General features: G+C 40.5%; 15 protein-coding genes. 6 read left to right on the plus strand and 9 right to left on the minus strand.

Annotated features, from left to right (window positions below):
* Positions 1 to 10: 10 nt before the first annotated feature.
* From mreC to ACYVJ6_RS12165, 8 genes are all read right to left on the minus strand, one after another.
* Positions 11 to 847, minus strand: coding sequence for a rod shape-determining protein MreC (gene mreC, locus ACYVJ6_RS12130; RefSeq protein ID WP_460694329.1), 837 nt, complete (start codon positions 845 to 847; stop codon positions 11 to 13).
* Between the two features lie 31 nt (positions 848 to 878).
* On the minus strand, positions 879 to 1,244 hold the full coding sequence (locus ACYVJ6_RS12135; protein ID WP_460694330.1) for a four helix bundle protein: 366 nt from the start codon (positions 1,242 to 1,244) through the stop codon (positions 879 to 881).
* Between the two features lie 53 nt (positions 1,245 to 1,297).
* On the minus strand, positions 1,298 to 2,320 hold the full coding sequence (locus ACYVJ6_RS12140; protein WP_460694331.1) for a rod shape-determining protein: 1,023 nt from the start codon (positions 2,318 to 2,320) through the stop codon (positions 1,298 to 1,300).
* A 105-nt stretch (positions 2,321 to 2,425) separates the two neighbouring features.
* Positions 2,426 to 3,952, minus strand: coding sequence for a bifunctional phosphoribosylaminoimidazolecarboxamide formyltransferase/IMP cyclohydrolase (gene purH, locus ACYVJ6_RS12145; protein ID WP_460694332.1), 1,527 nt, complete (start codon positions 3,950 to 3,952; stop codon positions 2,426 to 2,428).
* A 138-nt stretch (positions 3,953 to 4,090) separates the two neighbouring features.
* Complete coding sequence (locus ACYVJ6_RS12150; protein WP_460694333.1) at positions 4,091 to 4,450, minus strand: four helix bundle protein; 360 nt, start codon at positions 4,448 to 4,450, stop codon at positions 4,091 to 4,093.
* 60 nt (positions 4,451 to 4,510) lie between these two features.
* A complete protein-coding gene (purN, locus tag ACYVJ6_RS12155) occupies positions 4,511 to 5,089 on the minus strand; it encodes a phosphoribosylglycinamide formyltransferase (protein ID WP_460694334.1) in 579 nt (192 codons plus the stop codon).
* 59 nt (positions 5,090 to 5,148) lie between these two features.
* Complete coding sequence (locus ACYVJ6_RS12160; RefSeq protein ID WP_460694335.1) at positions 5,149 to 5,643, minus strand: hypothetical protein; 495 nt, start codon at positions 5,641 to 5,643, stop codon at positions 5,149 to 5,151.
* A gap of 311 nt (positions 5,644 to 5,954) precedes the next feature.
* The gene (locus tag ACYVJ6_RS12165; RefSeq protein WP_460694336.1) at positions 5,955 to 8,402 is read right to left on the minus strand and encodes a PIG-L family deacetylase; all 2,448 of its coding nucleotides are present in this window, start codon (positions 8,400 to 8,402) and stop codon (positions 5,955 to 5,957) included.
* A 197-nt stretch (positions 8,403 to 8,599) separates the two neighbouring features.
* Here ACYVJ6_RS12165 and ACYVJ6_RS12170 point away from each other — a divergent pair, with 197 nt between their 5' ends.
* The 6 genes from ACYVJ6_RS12170 (at position 8,600) to ACYVJ6_RS12195 (ending at position 14,654) form a co-directional block, all read left to right on the plus strand.
* Complete coding sequence (locus ACYVJ6_RS12170; RefSeq protein ID WP_460694337.1) at positions 8,600 to 9,247, plus strand: TetR/AcrR family transcriptional regulator; 648 nt, start codon at positions 8,600 to 8,602, stop codon at positions 9,245 to 9,247.
* Positions 9,231 to 10,580, plus strand: coding sequence for a TolC family protein (locus ACYVJ6_RS12175; protein ID WP_460694338.1), 1,350 nt, complete (start codon positions 9,231 to 9,233; stop codon positions 10,578 to 10,580). The genes ACYVJ6_RS12170 and ACYVJ6_RS12175 overlap by 17 nt, the downstream gene beginning before the upstream one ends.
* Positions 10,581 to 10,592: 12 nt before the next feature.
* Positions 10,593 to 11,648 (plus strand): HlyD family secretion protein, encoded by a 1,056-nt coding sequence (locus tag ACYVJ6_RS12180; RefSeq protein ID WP_460694339.1) that lies wholly within the window; start codon positions 10,593 to 10,595, stop codon positions 11,646 to 11,648.
* Positions 11,649 to 11,654: 6 nt separating this feature from the next.
* A complete protein-coding gene (locus ACYVJ6_RS12185) occupies positions 11,655 to 13,202 on the plus strand; it encodes a DHA2 family efflux MFS transporter permease subunit (protein WP_460694340.1) in 1,548 nt (515 codons plus the stop codon).
* A 221-nt stretch (positions 13,203 to 13,423) separates the two neighbouring features.
* Positions 13,424 to 14,029, plus strand: a complete 606-nt coding sequence (gene pnuC, locus ACYVJ6_RS12190; protein ID WP_460694341.1) for a nicotinamide riboside transporter PnuC — start codon at positions 13,424 to 13,426, stop codon at positions 14,027 to 14,029.
* A 52-nt stretch (positions 14,030 to 14,081) separates the two neighbouring features.
* Complete coding sequence (locus ACYVJ6_RS12195) at positions 14,082 to 14,654, plus strand: AAA family ATPase (protein WP_460694342.1); 573 nt, start codon at positions 14,082 to 14,084, stop codon at positions 14,652 to 14,654.
* Here the strand turns inward: ACYVJ6_RS12195 and ACYVJ6_RS12200 are convergent.
* Entirely contained in the window at positions 14,623 to 15,528 is a 906-nt protein-coding gene (locus tag ACYVJ6_RS12200) for a TIGR01777 family oxidoreductase (RefSeq protein WP_460694343.1), read from the minus strand. The genes ACYVJ6_RS12195 and ACYVJ6_RS12200 overlap by 32 nt on opposite strands.
* Positions 15,529 to 15,624: the final 96 nt, after the last annotated feature.

A 15,624-nucleotide genomic window follows, 5' to 3' on the forward strand; every position in this document is an offset into this window, starting at 1 on the left:
AATAATAGCCCTACTCATCTTTCTTTCCCTGGGCCTCCAACTCCAATTGCTCTAATGCCAGTTTATTGTAAATAACATTTACATACTGTAATTTGCTAAAATCAACCGCTAATGTTACATCCATATTTAAAAAGAAACCACCGCCCTTTTTTGAGTGCAGGTTACTTATTCTGCCTATCGCTTGTCCTGCCGGAAATAATGACGCCTCTGACGTAACCACCAAATCGCCTAATTTGGGTTGGGCACTGTTTGACACATCATATAATAGGCCGGTATGTGGATCGAGATCATCTCCCCATTTAAATGAGCCCTGGTCTTTAGTTCGTGCAATCATAGCACTGATAATGGTTTCTTTATGTAATAACGATTGTACTAAAGAAAAATGCTCGCTTACCACAAGCACTTTACCCACCACTCCCGTTCTGGATATAACGCCCATGCCCTTTTTAATACCGGCTTTGCTGCCCATATTAATGGTTAAGTAATTATTACGCATATTAACCGAATTGCTGATAACCTTAGCGGGTATGTAAGTATATTGCTGTTTATAGGTAGAATCAATTACCGGGATTTTAGTTACCGTATCAACTAAAAACGATGATTTAAGCTGGGTTCTTAAACGGGCATTTTCCACCACAAGGCTATCGTTAACCTGGCGTAATGATAAATAACTGTCTAACTCACTAACCTGTGCATACAAGGTAGCAGATACCTGGTTGGTACTGTTAATAAAAGTAGCTTTTTGAAAAGAGTTGTATTTAATGTAAATAACCAGCGCGCTGATCTCAAATATCAGGAACAAAAAAAATGCGTTGTACTTAGTGATAAATATCAGGAGGTTACGCATTGATAGTGATTAGTTAATTGGAGATTAGAGATTAGTTACTTGCCTGCTGTCTAAAATAATTTATATATCCGTTTATTAACTTCATACATTCTTCGGATTGAATTTTGAATTTCTCAAAAATTTCCCCGCTAATATATTTTTCGTCTAAAGCTATAATAAGATGATCAATTGTTTCAGCAGCTGAACCTCTGGCATTGATCAAAAATTTTGAAGAATCGGCATAATGATATCTTCCATGTCCTTCAGCTATATTATTTCCAATAGATCTTGACGAACGAATTACTTGATCTGCTAATCTATATTTTTCTTCATTAGGGAAACTCTTAACTAACTCAAAAATCTCATTTCTTAGAATTCGAGATTTTTTCCATGCATCAAGTTCAGTAAAACCCTTCATGACTTATTGCTTTGTTCAACTAATCACTAATTAACAAATCACTAATCTCTAACCTATTGCATTAAAAATTTAAAATTACCAATATTTTTAAGTGCTGTACCTGTACCACGCACTACGGCACGTAGCGGGTCTTCTGCAACGTGAACCGGTAGCTTGGTTTTAGCTGCTACTCTTTTATCCAGTCCGCGTAATAACGCGCCGCCACCGGTTAAATATATACCTGTTTGATAAATATCAGCCGAAAGCTCCGGCGGAGTTATCTCCAGGGCTTTTAATATCGCTTCTTCAATTTTTGATATGGATTTATCCAGGCAGTGTGCTATCTCGGTATAAGATACCATAATTTGTTTAGGTACGCCTGTCATTAGGTCACGACCCTGTACTGCAAAATCAGCAGGTGGATCAACCAGTTCAGGCAATGCGGCACCAACTTCAATTTTTATCTTTTCTGCCGTACGGTCGCCTATCATAATGTTATGTTGGCGGCGGATGTACTGAACAATATCAGAGTCAAAGTTATCTCCCGCTACGCGGATAGACTGATCGCAAACAATACCTGATAGGGCAATAACGGCTATCTCGGTAGTACCACCACCAATATCGATGATCATGTTACCCATTGGTTCCTCCACATCAATACCAATACCTACGGCGGCAGCCATTGGCTCATGTATCAGGTAAACCTCTTTAGCTCCGGCAATCTCGGCTGAGTCGCGCACGGCACGTTTCTCTACCTCGGTAATACCAGATGGTATACAAATAACCATACGTAATGACGGAAAAAACCATCCCTTACCCTGGTTGATCATTTTGATCATACCGCGTATCATGTGCTCGGCAGCGTTAAAGTCGGCAATTACACCATCCTTTAGCGGGCGTACGGTACGTATATTATCGTGGGTTTTGCCTTCCATTTGCATGGCTTGCTTACCAATGGCAATAACCTTATTGGTTACCCGGTCAAAAGCTACTATTGACGGTTCGTCAACAACAACTTTGTCATTATGTATAATGAGGGTATTTGCGGTTCCCAGGTCAATGGCAATTTCTTGCGTAAAAAAATTAAATAAGCCCATTTGTAGTTTGCTTCTAGAATATTTGCAAAGTTTATAAATATAACTTTAAAAACATTAAATAATTGCTATTTAAACAGTTAAAATATTCTGGTATTTATATTATTATTAATGTTTAAAATGACGTACCCCGGTTGTAACCATTGATATGTTTTTTTCATTACACATGGCAACAGAATCCTGATCTTTTATAGACCCTCCAGGTTGTAAAACGGCCAGTACTCCGGCTTCGGCAGCAAGTTCAACACAATCATTAAAAGGGAAAAATGCATCTGATGCCATTACCGCACCATTTAGGTCAAAACCAAAGCTATTTGCTTTAATAACCGCTTGCTTTAAAGCATCAACCCTTGAAGTTTGGCCCACACCGCTGGACAACAACTGGCTGTTCTTAGCAAATACTATAGTGTTTGATTTGGTGTGCTTTACAATTTTGTTGGCAAAATATAAGTCGCGCAATTCTTGCTCTGTAGGTTGCCTGTTAGTAACGGTAGTCATTAATTCAGGACCTTCAACCACTAAGTCTTTATCCTGTTCAATAACACCATTCAGCAAAGTTTTAAATTGCTTAGCCGGCAGTTCAACCGGTTGGCGCACCAATATGATGCGGTTCTTTTTCTCCTGTAATATTTGTACAGCTTCGTTGGTATAAGCAGGTGCAATTAATACTTCGTAAAATATCTTGCTTATTTCGGTAGCTGTTTCGGCGTTAATCTCGTCATTGGCAATTATTACACCACCAAAGGCTGATACCGGGTCGCAAGCTAAAGCATCTATCCAGGCTTCTTTAATAAAAGAACGGCTGGCTACACCACAAGCATTGGTATGCTTTAAAATGGCTATGGTTGGCTCGGTAAACTCGTCAATTAAAGCAACGGCAGCATCAACATCTACCAGGTTATTGTATGATAATTCTTTACCATGCAATTTGGTAAACATCGCATCCAGGTTACCATAGAATGTACCTTGCTGATGAGGGTTTTCGCCATAACGTAAGCTGTAGCTGGTTTGAATGCTTTGCTTAAACACAGGCATTGGTTCCTGTGAGTTAAAATATTGGAATATAGCGGTATCGTAATTTGAGCTGATATTAAACGCTTTTTGTGCAAAACGTTTACGCTGATCAATAGTAGTTTCGCCGTTTTGCGCTTTTAAAATCTCACCAAGTTCTATGTAGTCATTTTTTGAGGCAAGTATTACTACGTCTTTGTAGTTTTTTGCCGCTGCGCGGATAAGCGATATTCCGCCAATGTCAATCTTCTCAATTACATCATCATGCCCTGCACCTGATTCAACCGTTTCTTCAAAAGGATAAAGATCAACTATCACCAAATCAATTTCCGGTATCTCGTACTGCTCTAATTGTTGCTTATCTGCAGGTAAACTACGGCGTGATAATATACCGCCAAACACTTTTGGATGCAAAGTTTTAACACGGCCGCCTAAAATAGATGGGTACGAAGTTAAATCTTCAACTGCTATTACATCAACACCAAGATCGCGGATAAAAGTTTCGGTACCACCGGTAGAGTAAATTTTTACACCTAAACGGTTCAATTCGTGAATAATAGGCTCCAGGTTATCTTTGTAATAAACTGAAATAAGGGCATTTTTAATTTTTACTGACTGACTCATTTACTGGGAGAATTTTGAGCCGCAAAGGTAGTGATTAGAGATTAGAGGTTGGAGGTTAGAGGTTGGTTTTTTTCATTTTTTTTGATCTTGGGCTTTAATGCTTTAAAAAACTGAAAATAACTGGTATACCTTTCTTTTTTATACTTGCTTTTTTAGATAAGCAATATATCCATTTATCATTCTCATACATTCTTCACAATCTTTTCTAAGAGACTCCAAAGTTTGATCATCAATAAAGTTATTATCAAATGCCACAATAAGATGATCTATGGTTTCGGCGGCAGACCCACGCGCATTAATTAGAAATTTGGAAGCATCAAGATAATGAAATCTACCATGACCTTCTGCAATATTATTACCTATTGACCTTGAAGAACGTATTATTTGATCTGTTAACCGATATTTTTCTTCGGCAGGGAAGGGTTTAACTAGTTCGGATATATTATTCCTGAGCAACCTGGCTTTTTTCCAAACTTCAAGATCAGTAAATGCTCCCATAATTATTATGATAATTGTATAAACAACTAATCTCTAACCTCCAACCTCTAATCTCCGAGCTTAGCTTTTCATTTTTTTCAGCAGGTTCTCAATAACCTTAGGGAAGTATTGATGCTCCAACTGCTGGCCCTTAAACTTTACCATTTCCAGGTTATCGCCGGGTTCAATTTTAAATTTTGATTGGTGGATGATCTCACCCTCGTCAAACTGCTCGCTGGCAAAATGGATGGTAATGCCCGATTCTTCTTCGTTAGCAGCCAATATGGCTTTGTGCACATGGTCGCCATACATGCCTTTACCACCATACTTAGGCAATAATGCCGGGTGCAGGTTAATTATTTTATTAGGGAAAGCTTGCAGCAACTCAGGCGGAACCAGCCATAAAAATCCGGCAAGTACAATAAGGTCAACCTGTAAGTTTTTTAACATCCTTATTACATCGTCTGTTTCATAAAACTCCTGGCGAGTAAATATATGCGATGGTATTTCAAAATTATCGGCACGCTGCAATACATAGGCCGATGGATTATTAGTTAATATCAATACAACTTCGGCTTCGGTGTGGCGTTTAAAATGCTCCATTATTTTTTGAGCATTTGATCCGGAACCTGAAGCAAAAATGGCTATTCGTTTTTTCATTAAATAGTATGTTTCTACTAAGGTATTTTCAAATATAAAATATTAGGCCCTAATTACTACTAATTTGTGGTTTTTTGCCGTACAAAGCCATACCGCCTTATTTTTCGCGGCACCGTGGTAGAATAATTTGAAACCGGGCCGGTTTCAACAACCATAGAGTATAGCCCCAAATTAATAATACGCGAAGTGGCAAAAGGTTTTGAATTACCTACAGCAGTAGTATCCTGGCTGGTCATATCAACATATAAAATAAGCTTATCGGGCGATAGCGACCACTTACCTGAAGCATTTTGCTGCAAACATTCAAAATTAGTATAGGTACAACTATTGTCTGTTTTGAATGAAAATATCTGAGTTAATGAACAATTAGTGTTTAATGTTTCGGTTGATGTTATGGCCTCGCCTAAATACGTGGTTTGTGTTACCGATGCCAATTGCCAGGGGCTTGAAGTTAAAGCAGATTCAATGGTACCCTGCGCAATCTTTTTGCACGAGTTTACAACCAGTGCCAGGCAAATCAATCCCAATAAAAAAAACCGCGTTATATTTTTCATTAGTGTTCACAAAAATAAAGATTGCCAAGTAAAGCAACTAATTATAAACACTTTTAAATGATTATTATTTTATTATCCTTGTTATTAAATCTTCAAAACATGGTTTACATAGGTTAACACATTTTTGCCTGTTTTACACCTTAAAACAGTGATTATAAGTTAATTATAAAAAAACAACACAAAAATATGTTAACCATGTTTTTTAATGTCATTTCGAACATAGTGAGAAATCTATACACAAGCAGGTAGCGTACTTTGCATGTGTATAGATTTCTCCCTCGGTTCCTCGGTTCAAAAGACAATGGAGGAGATTATTTAGGCTTACTCAATAAATTGACAAACAACCTATACGCTCCCGGTACACCGGCCGGCAGTTCCCTAAAGAAAGCCAGTGAAGTATAAATAAACCTACCCTTACCATAATCGCCTACTATTAATGAGCCATTGTTAGGGGTCTCGCCGGGATCATTCATTTGCAACGGTGTTTTATATTGAGGATCAATATTGCCTACAAAATACAGCCCGCGTTCCTGTATCCAGCCATCAAAATCGGCCTGGGTTATTTTATTAGGGTAGTTTAATACCGGGTTTTGCGGGTCTAAAAATGTTACTGCCGCAAATTCATCAGTAACCCTTTGGTTTAACGGGCGGAAAGGATAAGGGCCAATTTGTGGTACCACTAAACGATTATTATTGTTGTATTGCACTACCAGGTTGCCGCCATTTTTTACATAGTCCATTAACTTAGGCTGCTCAACCGCCAAACGACTATTAACGTTATAGGCACGTACCCCCGTAATAATTGCATCGTAAACTGACAGGTCTCCGTTTACGATATCATTTTCGGTTAACTGGTGTACCTCATAACCCACCTGGGTTAAGGCTTCGGGTACAAAATCGCCCGCGCCTGCTATGTAGCCAATTTTTTTACCGGCAGTTTTCAAGTCTACATAAACTAACTTAGCTTGTGATGGCGGGAACAAGGTAATAGCAGGCACGTGCTCATAACGTATACGCTGTACACCCATAGAATAATTTTTACCACCCACGGCCACCACTGCCTCTAAAACACCAGTACGTGGCTGTGTATTGGTAGGTGTTAGTTGGAAAGTGGCCACCCACTCATCCCCACGGCTTTTGCCTGTGAAGTCAATTTTTTCGGGAGTGATTTTCCATCCCGCCACCGGTTTAATGCTAACGCTGCCATCTGCTTTTGTAAAAGCTTCCAATTTTACCTGTACAGTTTGTGCCTGTTGGTTGCTAAAAATATATCCTTTATTGGCAATATCAGCCGCCACCGGCGGACCAATCTCTAAAGGCTGGTAAACCTCGCCCCTAACCTGGTCAACGTATTTATAATACAAACGCCTGTCAAACGAGATAGGTTTACCCGCAATAGTAAACTCGTATGTTATAACCGGCAGATCAGGATTTTCGGGGTTACCTACCTTTGTCGGGTCATTAATAGTATAGGTGCCAATAGGGTGCGGCGACTCCAGCCAATAGGGTTGGGTATATTTATCAGCTACTGCTGTAGTGTTAAAGGTTTGAACTGCATTTGCAGGAATAACTTTACCGCCCTCAAAACGCTGTATGGCATGATGGTCATCAATACTATTTAATTTTATCTGGTCATTAAACCGGTTTATCACCTGCGAGCGTACTTCTATCGGATCGCCTATGGCATATGTCGGCTGTGCCGCATAACTCTCAAACCATAATCCCGCGCAGGCGGCAATCAAATCTTTTAATTGCTTACTTTTTTGTTCGCGCCAGTAAGTGTCAGATACTTTCTCTACATCACTTAATAACTGCACTAATGCAGGTACCGATTTGCTGGGATCATCGGCATCGTAGTTCTTTTTTATAGCAGCCAGTTTATCAGCAATCGCCGCTCCCCCGTTAACTCTTGTCCAGGTGGTGTTTACACCGTCCATTAAGTCGGTAGTTGCGGGATCGCCAAAAATATTATTGAAACTTTCAAAACTTTCGCCTCGTTGCCTGGCCGTACCAAAGCCCTGTGTTTTATGGTTCGAACGGCTATCGGCAGCTACCTCGCCATAACCTTTACCAATCAACGGATTGTATACACCCACATTTATTCTCAACTGTCCATTGCCCCCACCACCCGGGCCGCCGCCATTTAATAGTATGCGTTTAGCTTGCCATACCTGTACATATTTTAGTTGCTCGGGATATTTGGTTGGGTCGGCAGCTAATGAGAAAGCCTCACGCGCCAAAATGCCTGACGAAGTATGGTGCCCATGCCCACCGCTACCGTCTACATTAAAACGGCATATAATTACATCCGGCCTGAATTTACGGATGGCCCATACCACATCGCCTAATACCTTCTCTCTATCCCATATCTTCAAAGTTTCTTCCGGCCCTTTTGAAAAGCCGAAGTCATTGGCACGGGTAAAAAACTGCTCGGCACCATCTACGCGGCGTGCGGCCAAAAGCTCCTGCGTGCGTATCAATCCTAACAATTCGCTTTGCTCATTACCTATCAGGTTTTGCCCGCCATCGCCACGCGTTAAAGCTAAATAAGCGGTACGGTAATGCTTTTCCTGTGCCAGGTAAGCCAGCAACCTTGTATTTTCATCATCAGGGTGCGCGGCAACATACAGCACACTGCCTAATACATTTAAATTTTGAAAGTTTTGCTCAATGGCTATCCTGTCTGAAGGAGGTGCCGATTGTGAAAAAGCCGTTGCAACAGCAAATAGTAACAGAACATTTAATGCGATACGCTTCATAGCGGGTAATTAGGATGGTTTAATAATCAATAATAAAACAAATTATTTAAAAATCAATGTAACTATTATAGCTACATTATAAATAATCAATCGTTTGATTAATTTTTTATATCTGTAAATCAGATAGTTATAATATATCGATATAAAATCTCTTTTATTAATCAATCGTTTGATTAATTTTGCGCAACGAAATAGATATGGACAAAGATAAAATAGACAAAAAAGACTACATACTGGATGTTGCCGAGCGCATATTTTCAGAGAAAGGTTTTGACGGGGCATCTACCCGCCTAATATCCGGCGAGGCCGGTGTTAATATGGCTATGCTGAACTACTACTTCGGCTCAAAAGAAGGCTTGTTCCTGGCCATATTTGAGCGTAAGATATCCGGCTTTCAAAATATCATGCAAAACCTGGGCAATGATAGCAGCCTAAGTGCCTGGCAAAAAATGGAAAAATATGTGGAGATGTATGGCGAAAAGGTAGTGAACAGCAATTGCTTCCAGAAATTGATCTATCGCGAATTAAGTATGAACCGGGGTAACGACCTGTCAGATAAGCTACGTGCCATGCTGATGAAAAACGTAGCCGAACTGGATAAAATACTGCGCGAAGGCATAGCTAACGGGGAGTTTAAGAAAGATATAGATATCCCTATGGTTGTAGCCACCCTATACGGCACTAAAAACTATATGCTTAATACCCCCCTTATATCATCATCACTATTAGGATATGATATCCAGGATGAAAAGATGATTGAGACCAGGCTTAAGCCGCAATTAAAAAGCTACATGAAAAACCTGCTAAAATGCTACCTGCTAACAAACAATGAACAGAATAATTAATATGAACACCACAAGTTACCCGTTAAAAAAAGCGTTGCTATTTGCATTGCTTTTAACCGTAACTGCCTTTACTACAATTAGTGCACAGGACAGAACTATTACTATTAATGAAGCCATACAATTGGGTTTAGAAAACAGTAAGATCTTAAAACTATCGCAATCAAAAATAGACCAGGCCGTTGCAGAATATAACCAGGCAAAGGACCATAACCTGCCTACAGGTGGCGTAAGCTTTGCCTATAACCGTGCGCAAATTCCTGCCAACAAATTGAATTTTGGTACCGAGACTATAATGTTGCCTACCAGCGCAAACGCTTATTTAGGTATTGCATCATTAAGCGAAACCATTTTTGGGGCGCATAAATACAAATACGCGTTAGAATCGACCAATTTGCTTACGCAGATAGCCCGGCTGGATGCTGTAAAAGACAGGACACAAATAACTTATGATATTATAAGCGCTTATTATAATCTGTATAAAGTATTGCAAAGTCAAAAAATAGTTGATCAAAACCTGGTTACGCTTGATGCGCAAATACACCAGGCGCAGCGCTTTTTTGAGCAGGGAATAGTTACTAAAAATGACGTATTGCGTTTCCAGCTGCAGCGCTCAAATGTTGAGTTAACCGGCATCGATCTGGAAAGCAACCGTAAGATCATTAACTATAACCTGAATATCCTGTTAGGCTTGCCTGAAACTACCCGCTTAAACATAAACCGGATAGAGGAAGGTGATAAGGAACTGGCTACATTAGAAAATTATATTGAATCGGCCCTATCAAGCCGCCAGGAAATTGCACAATTGGACCTGCGCAGTAAAGTGGCTGAAACAAATATTAAAGATATAGAGGCCAATACCAAGCCTACCCTGGCAGCTTCGGCAGGTGCTTACTATATAGATGCATCAGCTAACCCCTTACCAAAAAGCGGCAACTTTATAACGCCTATTACAGTGGGGCTAACCGCTTCATGGAACTTTAGCTCGTTATGGCATAATAAAAACAAAATAGCCGCAGCCAAAATCCAGCAAAACGAGGTAAGCATTAATAAAGATATTACTATTGATCGTGTTAAAAATGAGGTTAATCAAAACTACCAAAATTACCTTACCGCATTAAACAAGATCAAATTACTGCAGGTATCCATTGAGCAGGCTGGCGAAAACAACAATATACTGGGCTCGAAATATAAAAGCAATATTGCTTCGGCTACTGATAAGGCCGATGCCGAAACCCTGTTATACCAGGCGCAAATCAATTTAGAATTAGCTAAAGCAGATGCTGGTTTAGCTTACTATACCTTACTTAAATCAACCGGAAAACTTAATAAATAATTATTACACATAATGGCAACAGAAGCTACAACTCAAGCAACAAAAAAACCCAACAGGGTTATCCCAATCATATTAGGCATTATACTTTTAGGTGGTGCCATCTTCGGGGTAAAACAATATATATACTACGGCAAACATGTTGATACCGAAGACGCACAAATTGACGGCGACATAAGCCCGGTAGTAACTCGCGTTGGCGGATACGTGGACAGTATATTTTTTGAAGAAAATACGCACGTGAGCCAGGGACAGGTGCTGGTTAAAATTGACGACCGCGACTTTAAGATAAAATTAGAACAGGCGCGCGCGGCACAAGTAGGAGCAAGTGCTGGTGTAGATGTGGGCCAATCACAGATATATACTACAGCTACCAATTCGGCGGTTGCTAAGGCACAGGTGGAGTCGGCACAGGCACGTTTGGATAAAGTAAATAAAGATTATGACCGTTATGCCAACCTGATCAAAGATGGGGCTATAACACAGCAACAATTTGACCAGGCCAAATCTGATCTGGAAGTTGCACAAGCCAACCTTCGCGCAGCAAAAGACCAATACAAAGCCGCGGTTGAACAGGTTAGCACTACCCGCAGCCAGTTAGCCGTTACCAATACCGGTGTAGACCAAAAGCAGGTGGATGTTGATTTTGCCAAACTGCAACTAAGCTATACCAATGTTAAAGCACCGGCAAGCGGAATTGCCTCTAAAAAGAATGTCCAATTGGGCCAACTGGTACAACCGGGACAAACCTTATTTGCGATAGTTAACGATAATAGTTTATTTATAACTGCCAACTTTAAAGAGACACAACTGGATAAAATACGCAACGGCCAAAAGGTTAATATAGATGTTGATGCCTATCCTGAAATGGAATTGAAAGGTTCAGTATACAACTTCTCGCCTGCAACAGGTGCTAAGTTTTCGCTCCTGCCGCCGGATAACGCCACCGGTAACTATGTAAAAGTGGTACAACGCGTACCTGTAAAGATCAAAATAGAAGGCAGTAAAGAGGACATGGCCAAGCTGCGTCCGGGAATGAGTGTTAGTGTATCTGTTGTAGTAAAAGACTAAATAAACATGGCTGAAAAAGGCTTTAAAAAATGGATAATTACTATTACGGTTATTACAGCTGCTTTACTGGAACTGATAGATACTACCATAGTAAACGTATCCCTGCCGGATATACAAGGTAACCTGGGTGCAACGTTAGAAGACATTGCCTGGGTAGTTACCGGTTATGCGGTGGCAAACGTAATTATATTACCTATGTCCGGGTGGCTGGGAAGCCGCTTTGGACGGAAGAACTATTTTCTCGCGTCTATTATCTTATTTACCATCGCGTCATTTTTATGCGGTAATGCTACCAGCCTGGAGGAGTTAACTCTGTTCAGGATATTGCAGGGACTAGCAGGCGGTGGATTGATATCAACCGGGCAAGCCATATTATTAGAAACCTGGCCCCGCGAAGAAGTGGGTACCGCCACTGCCCTATTTGGTTTAGGCGCGGTAGTGGGTCCAACAATTGGTCCTACTATTGGTGGTTACATAACCGACCATGCTTCATGGCGATGGATATTTTATGTTAATATTCCGATGGGTGCTATTTCCGCATTCCTGGCTTATACTTATATAAAAGAAACCCCCAAAGACGGCAAAGGTAAACCTATTGATTGGTGGGGAATTGCATTATTGGCTGTTGCGGTTGGCAGTTTACAAACTATACTGGAAAAAGGCGAATCGAAAGATTGGTTTGCTACCAATTATATAATAGTATTAACTGCCACGGCAGTAATAGGTACCTTATTATTTATATGGCGCGAATTGAGTACCGACCACCCGATAGTAAACTTTGCCATATTACGGCACCGCAGTTTTGCCATTGGCATGTTTACCTCATTTGTATTAGGATTTGGTTTATACGGTTCAGTATTTGTGTTCCCCATATTCTGCCAAAACCTGCTTGGCTTTACGGCACAGCAAACGGGTGAGATATTGTTTCCGGGCGGATTATGTACCATTGTAATGATGCCCTTTATTGGCAAGATGCTGAACAAAGGTGTACCTGCACAATTGATGGCCACCGGTGGGTTGGTACTGTTCTTTGTGTTTACTACCATGTTAAGTAATTCGACTTTGAATTCGGGCACGGGCGATTTCTTTTGGCCGTTGGCGATACGTGGTGTGGGTATGGCATTGCTATTTATTCCGTTAACCACCTTAGCCATTGCCGATTTAAAGGGGCCCGAAATTGGCCAGGGAACCGGATTAAATAACATGATGCGCCAGTTAGGCGGGGCATTTGGTATTGCCACCTTAACTACGCTAATTCACCTGCGTCAGGGTTTTCACCGTAGCAACTTGATCGAGCATATTAACCCGTATAATCCTGCGTATGTGGATCGATTTAATATGTTAGTGAATGGCTTTGTAGCCAAGGGCAAATCAACGCTGGATGCGACACAAATGGCTTACAAGGCTATAGAGGGGGCGGTAATTAAACAAACCTATTTGTTAACTTATACAGATGCTTATTATATAACAGGTATAGTTATGCTGCTTTCCATACCATTACTATACTTACAGCCTTTCAAGAAAAACGCAAAAGCACCAACAGACGTACATTAAAAAATAAAAGCCGTTCCCCTATGAAAAAGAACGGCTTTATCCAAAAAAATAACAATTAAATTTTATTCCCCCCACGGTATCATATATATGTGTTCGGAATGGTTTAAATCTTAGCCATAAAATTAGAATTTTAATTTTAAAATAACAATTTTGTTTCTTTTAATTCATCTAAATTTCATTTATCGTAAAACAACCGGCAAAAGCCTGTTTATATTTGGGCGATGACAGCTATACAAACCTTACAAACCTGGTGGCAGCAGCAATCATTGCTTGAAGTAGCCGGTGTTATAAGCGGTTTGTTATGTGTGTACCTGGCAGCTAAAAACATTATCTGGAACTGGCCCCTGGCTATTATCAGCGTAGTTATTTACATCTTTATTTTTTACGATAGCCACCTGTTTGCCGATATGGGCCTGCAGGTTTACTTTTTAGCGGTTAATATTTACGGCTGGTATTTTTGGAGCAGAAAATCATCGGCTGCAGCAAAAACCCCGGTTGCCTCAATTACACCACCCGAAGTTTTATTATCAGCAATAGCTATAGTGATCTTCACTATTTTATTAGGATGGTTATTGTTTAATCATACCACAGCTTCCTATCCATATCTGGATAGCTTTTGCACCGCCTGCAGCATAGTAGCCCAATTTTTTATGGCCCGCAAGATTTTGCAAAACTGGTTGCTATGGGTATTTGTTGATATGATATATGTAGGTATTTACCTGTTTAAAGGGCTACATTTAACCGCCGTGATGTATGCCATTTATATTGTTATAGCTTTGATAGGCTATTTGGATTGGAAAAAGGAATATCAAAAACAAGTTAATTAATTTCGAATTTCGGATGTTCAATTTCGAATTTAAATAGTTGATAATATTACAAATGAAAAAATCCGAAATCGAAATCCCGATAGCTATCGGGACGAAATCCGAAATCATTAAAATAGCTATTGTTGGTCCTGAATCAACCGGCAAATCAACCATGTCTGCTTATTTAGCGGAGCATTACCATACGGTTTGGGTGCCCGAATATGCACGTGGTTATTGCGAAAACCTAACTGAGCCCCCTACCTGGCAGGACGAGATCAATATGTTTGAGGGACAGGTAATGCTGGAAAAAGAATATCTGCCCAAAGCCAATAAGCTGCTCATTTGCGATACCACCTTCATCACCGTAAAAATTTGGAGCGACCATATTTTTGGTAAAGCACCGCAACAGGTATTGGATGCTTTGCCACTATATCATTATGATATGTATTTGTTGTTAGATATCGACCTGCCCTGGCAGGATGACCCATTGCGCGACTTCCCCGACCTGCGCGAGCATTTTATGGAAGTTTGGCATAAAGAGTTAAATGACCTTAATGCCGACTACGTAGTTATATCAGGCACCGGGCCGGATAGATATGAGCGCGCCGTTGAGGTTATTGATAGATTTCTTTTAACGCAGCTGTAACGTCCGGGTATTTAAATTTAAAGCCTGCATCCTCAATTTTTTGTGCCGATACTTTAGTACTGCCCAATACTACGATGCTCATTTCGCCAAACAACAGTTTCAACGCAAACGTCGGAACATTAGGTAACCATAACGGCCTGCTTAATTGTTTAGCTACCGCTTTTGTCAATTGCTTGTTAGTAACCGGATTGGGAGCGACCATATTATAGGCGCCTTTTAAATCCGGGTGCTCAATACCGTACAGGTACATAGCTACCACATCTTGGTGGTGTATCCAGGGTATCCATTGTTTACCGTTACCGAGCGGAGAGCCCGCAGCAAATTTTATAGGGAATGCTAATTGTGGTAATGCCCCTCCATCTTTATCCAACACTACCCCGGTACGGAATTTTACTATGCGCAAACCTAATTGTTCGCCCTCATCAACCGCTTGTTCCCATTCAATACAGCAGGTGCCTAAAAAGTCATGTGCGGGTGTGCTGTCTTCATACATTAATTCATCGCCACGGTCACTATAGTAACCTGTAGCTGATGCAGAAATAACACTATTAACCTGGTGAGGCTTACTTTTTAAAAGCCCGTATATCAACCCGATTGATTTGGTACGACTTTCCACTATTTCTTTTTTCCTTTCTTCTGTCCAGCGTCCATCAGCAATGCCCGACCCTGCTAAATGAATTATAGTATCAACTCCATCTACGCAATTCTCATCAATGGTGCCTTTATGGATATCCCATAAATAGGTTTTCACCCTGTCGTCGTCGCCTTGCTTACGGCTTAGGTGACTTACCGTGTACCCTTTTTCAAAAAGCGCATTAGTTAACTTTTTACCTAATAAGCCTGTACCGCCGGTTAATAAAATATGTTTACTCATGCATAAAGGTAACAAGAATTTGGGGTGGGTGTTTGAGCCCCCTCTAAATCTCCCCCGGTTGGGGAGACTTTTAATGCCCTCCCTTCCGGGGAGGGT

It is taken from the genome of Mucilaginibacter puniceus (assembly GCF_054783175.1).

What these genes read in the sequence shown, in the direction of transcription:
- mreC (WP_460694329.1), bottom strand. Translation starts at nt 847, where the DNA reads ATGCGTAACCTCCTGATATTTATCACTAAGTACAACGCATTTTTTTTG.
- ACYVJ6_RS12135 (WP_460694330.1), bottom strand. Translation starts at nt 1,244, where the DNA reads ATGAAGGGTTTTACTGAACTTGATGCATGGAAAAAATCTCGAATTCTA.
- ACYVJ6_RS12140 (WP_460694331.1), bottom strand. Translation starts at nt 2,320, where the DNA reads ATGGGCTTATTTAATTTTTTTACGCAAGAAATTGCCATTGACCTGGGA.
- purH (WP_460694332.1), bottom strand. Translation starts at nt 3,952, where the DNA reads ATGAGTCAGTCAGTAAAAATTAAAAATGCCCTTATTTCAGTTTATTAC.
- ACYVJ6_RS12150 (WP_460694333.1), bottom strand. Translation starts at nt 4,450, where the DNA reads ATGGGAGCATTTACTGATCTTGAAGTTTGGAAAAAAGCCAGGTTGCTC.
- purN (WP_460694334.1), bottom strand. Translation starts at nt 5,089, where the DNA reads ATGAAAAAACGAATAGCCATTTTTGCTTCAGGTTCCGGATCAAATGCT.
- ACYVJ6_RS12160 (WP_460694335.1), bottom strand. Translation starts at nt 5,643, where the DNA reads ATGAAAAATATAACGCGGTTTTTTTTATTGGGATTGATTTGCCTGGCA.
- ACYVJ6_RS12165 (WP_460694336.1), bottom strand. Translation starts at nt 8,402, where the DNA reads ATGAAGCGTATCGCATTAAATGTTCTGTTACTATTTGCTGTTGCAACG.
- ACYVJ6_RS12170 (WP_460694337.1), top strand. Translation starts at nt 8,600, where the DNA reads ATGGACAAAGATAAAATAGACAAAAAAGACTACATACTGGATGTTGCC.
- ACYVJ6_RS12175 (WP_460694338.1), top strand. Translation starts at nt 9,231, where the DNA reads ATGAACAGAATAATTAATATGAACACCACAAGTTACCCGTTAAAAAAA.
- ACYVJ6_RS12180 (WP_460694339.1), top strand. Translation starts at nt 10,593, where the DNA reads ATGGCAACAGAAGCTACAACTCAAGCAACAAAAAAACCCAACAGGGTT.
- ACYVJ6_RS12185 (WP_460694340.1), top strand. Translation starts at nt 11,655, where the DNA reads ATGGCTGAAAAAGGCTTTAAAAAATGGATAATTACTATTACGGTTATT.
- pnuC (WP_460694341.1), top strand. Translation starts at nt 13,424, where the DNA reads ATGACAGCTATACAAACCTTACAAACCTGGTGGCAGCAGCAATCATTG.
- ACYVJ6_RS12195 (WP_460694342.1), top strand. Translation starts at nt 14,082, where the DNA reads ATGAAAAAATCCGAAATCGAAATCCCGATAGCTATCGGGACGAAATCC.
- ACYVJ6_RS12200 (WP_460694343.1), bottom strand. Translation starts at nt 15,528, where the DNA reads ATGAGTAAACATATTTTATTAACCGGCGGTACAGGCTTATTAGGTAAA.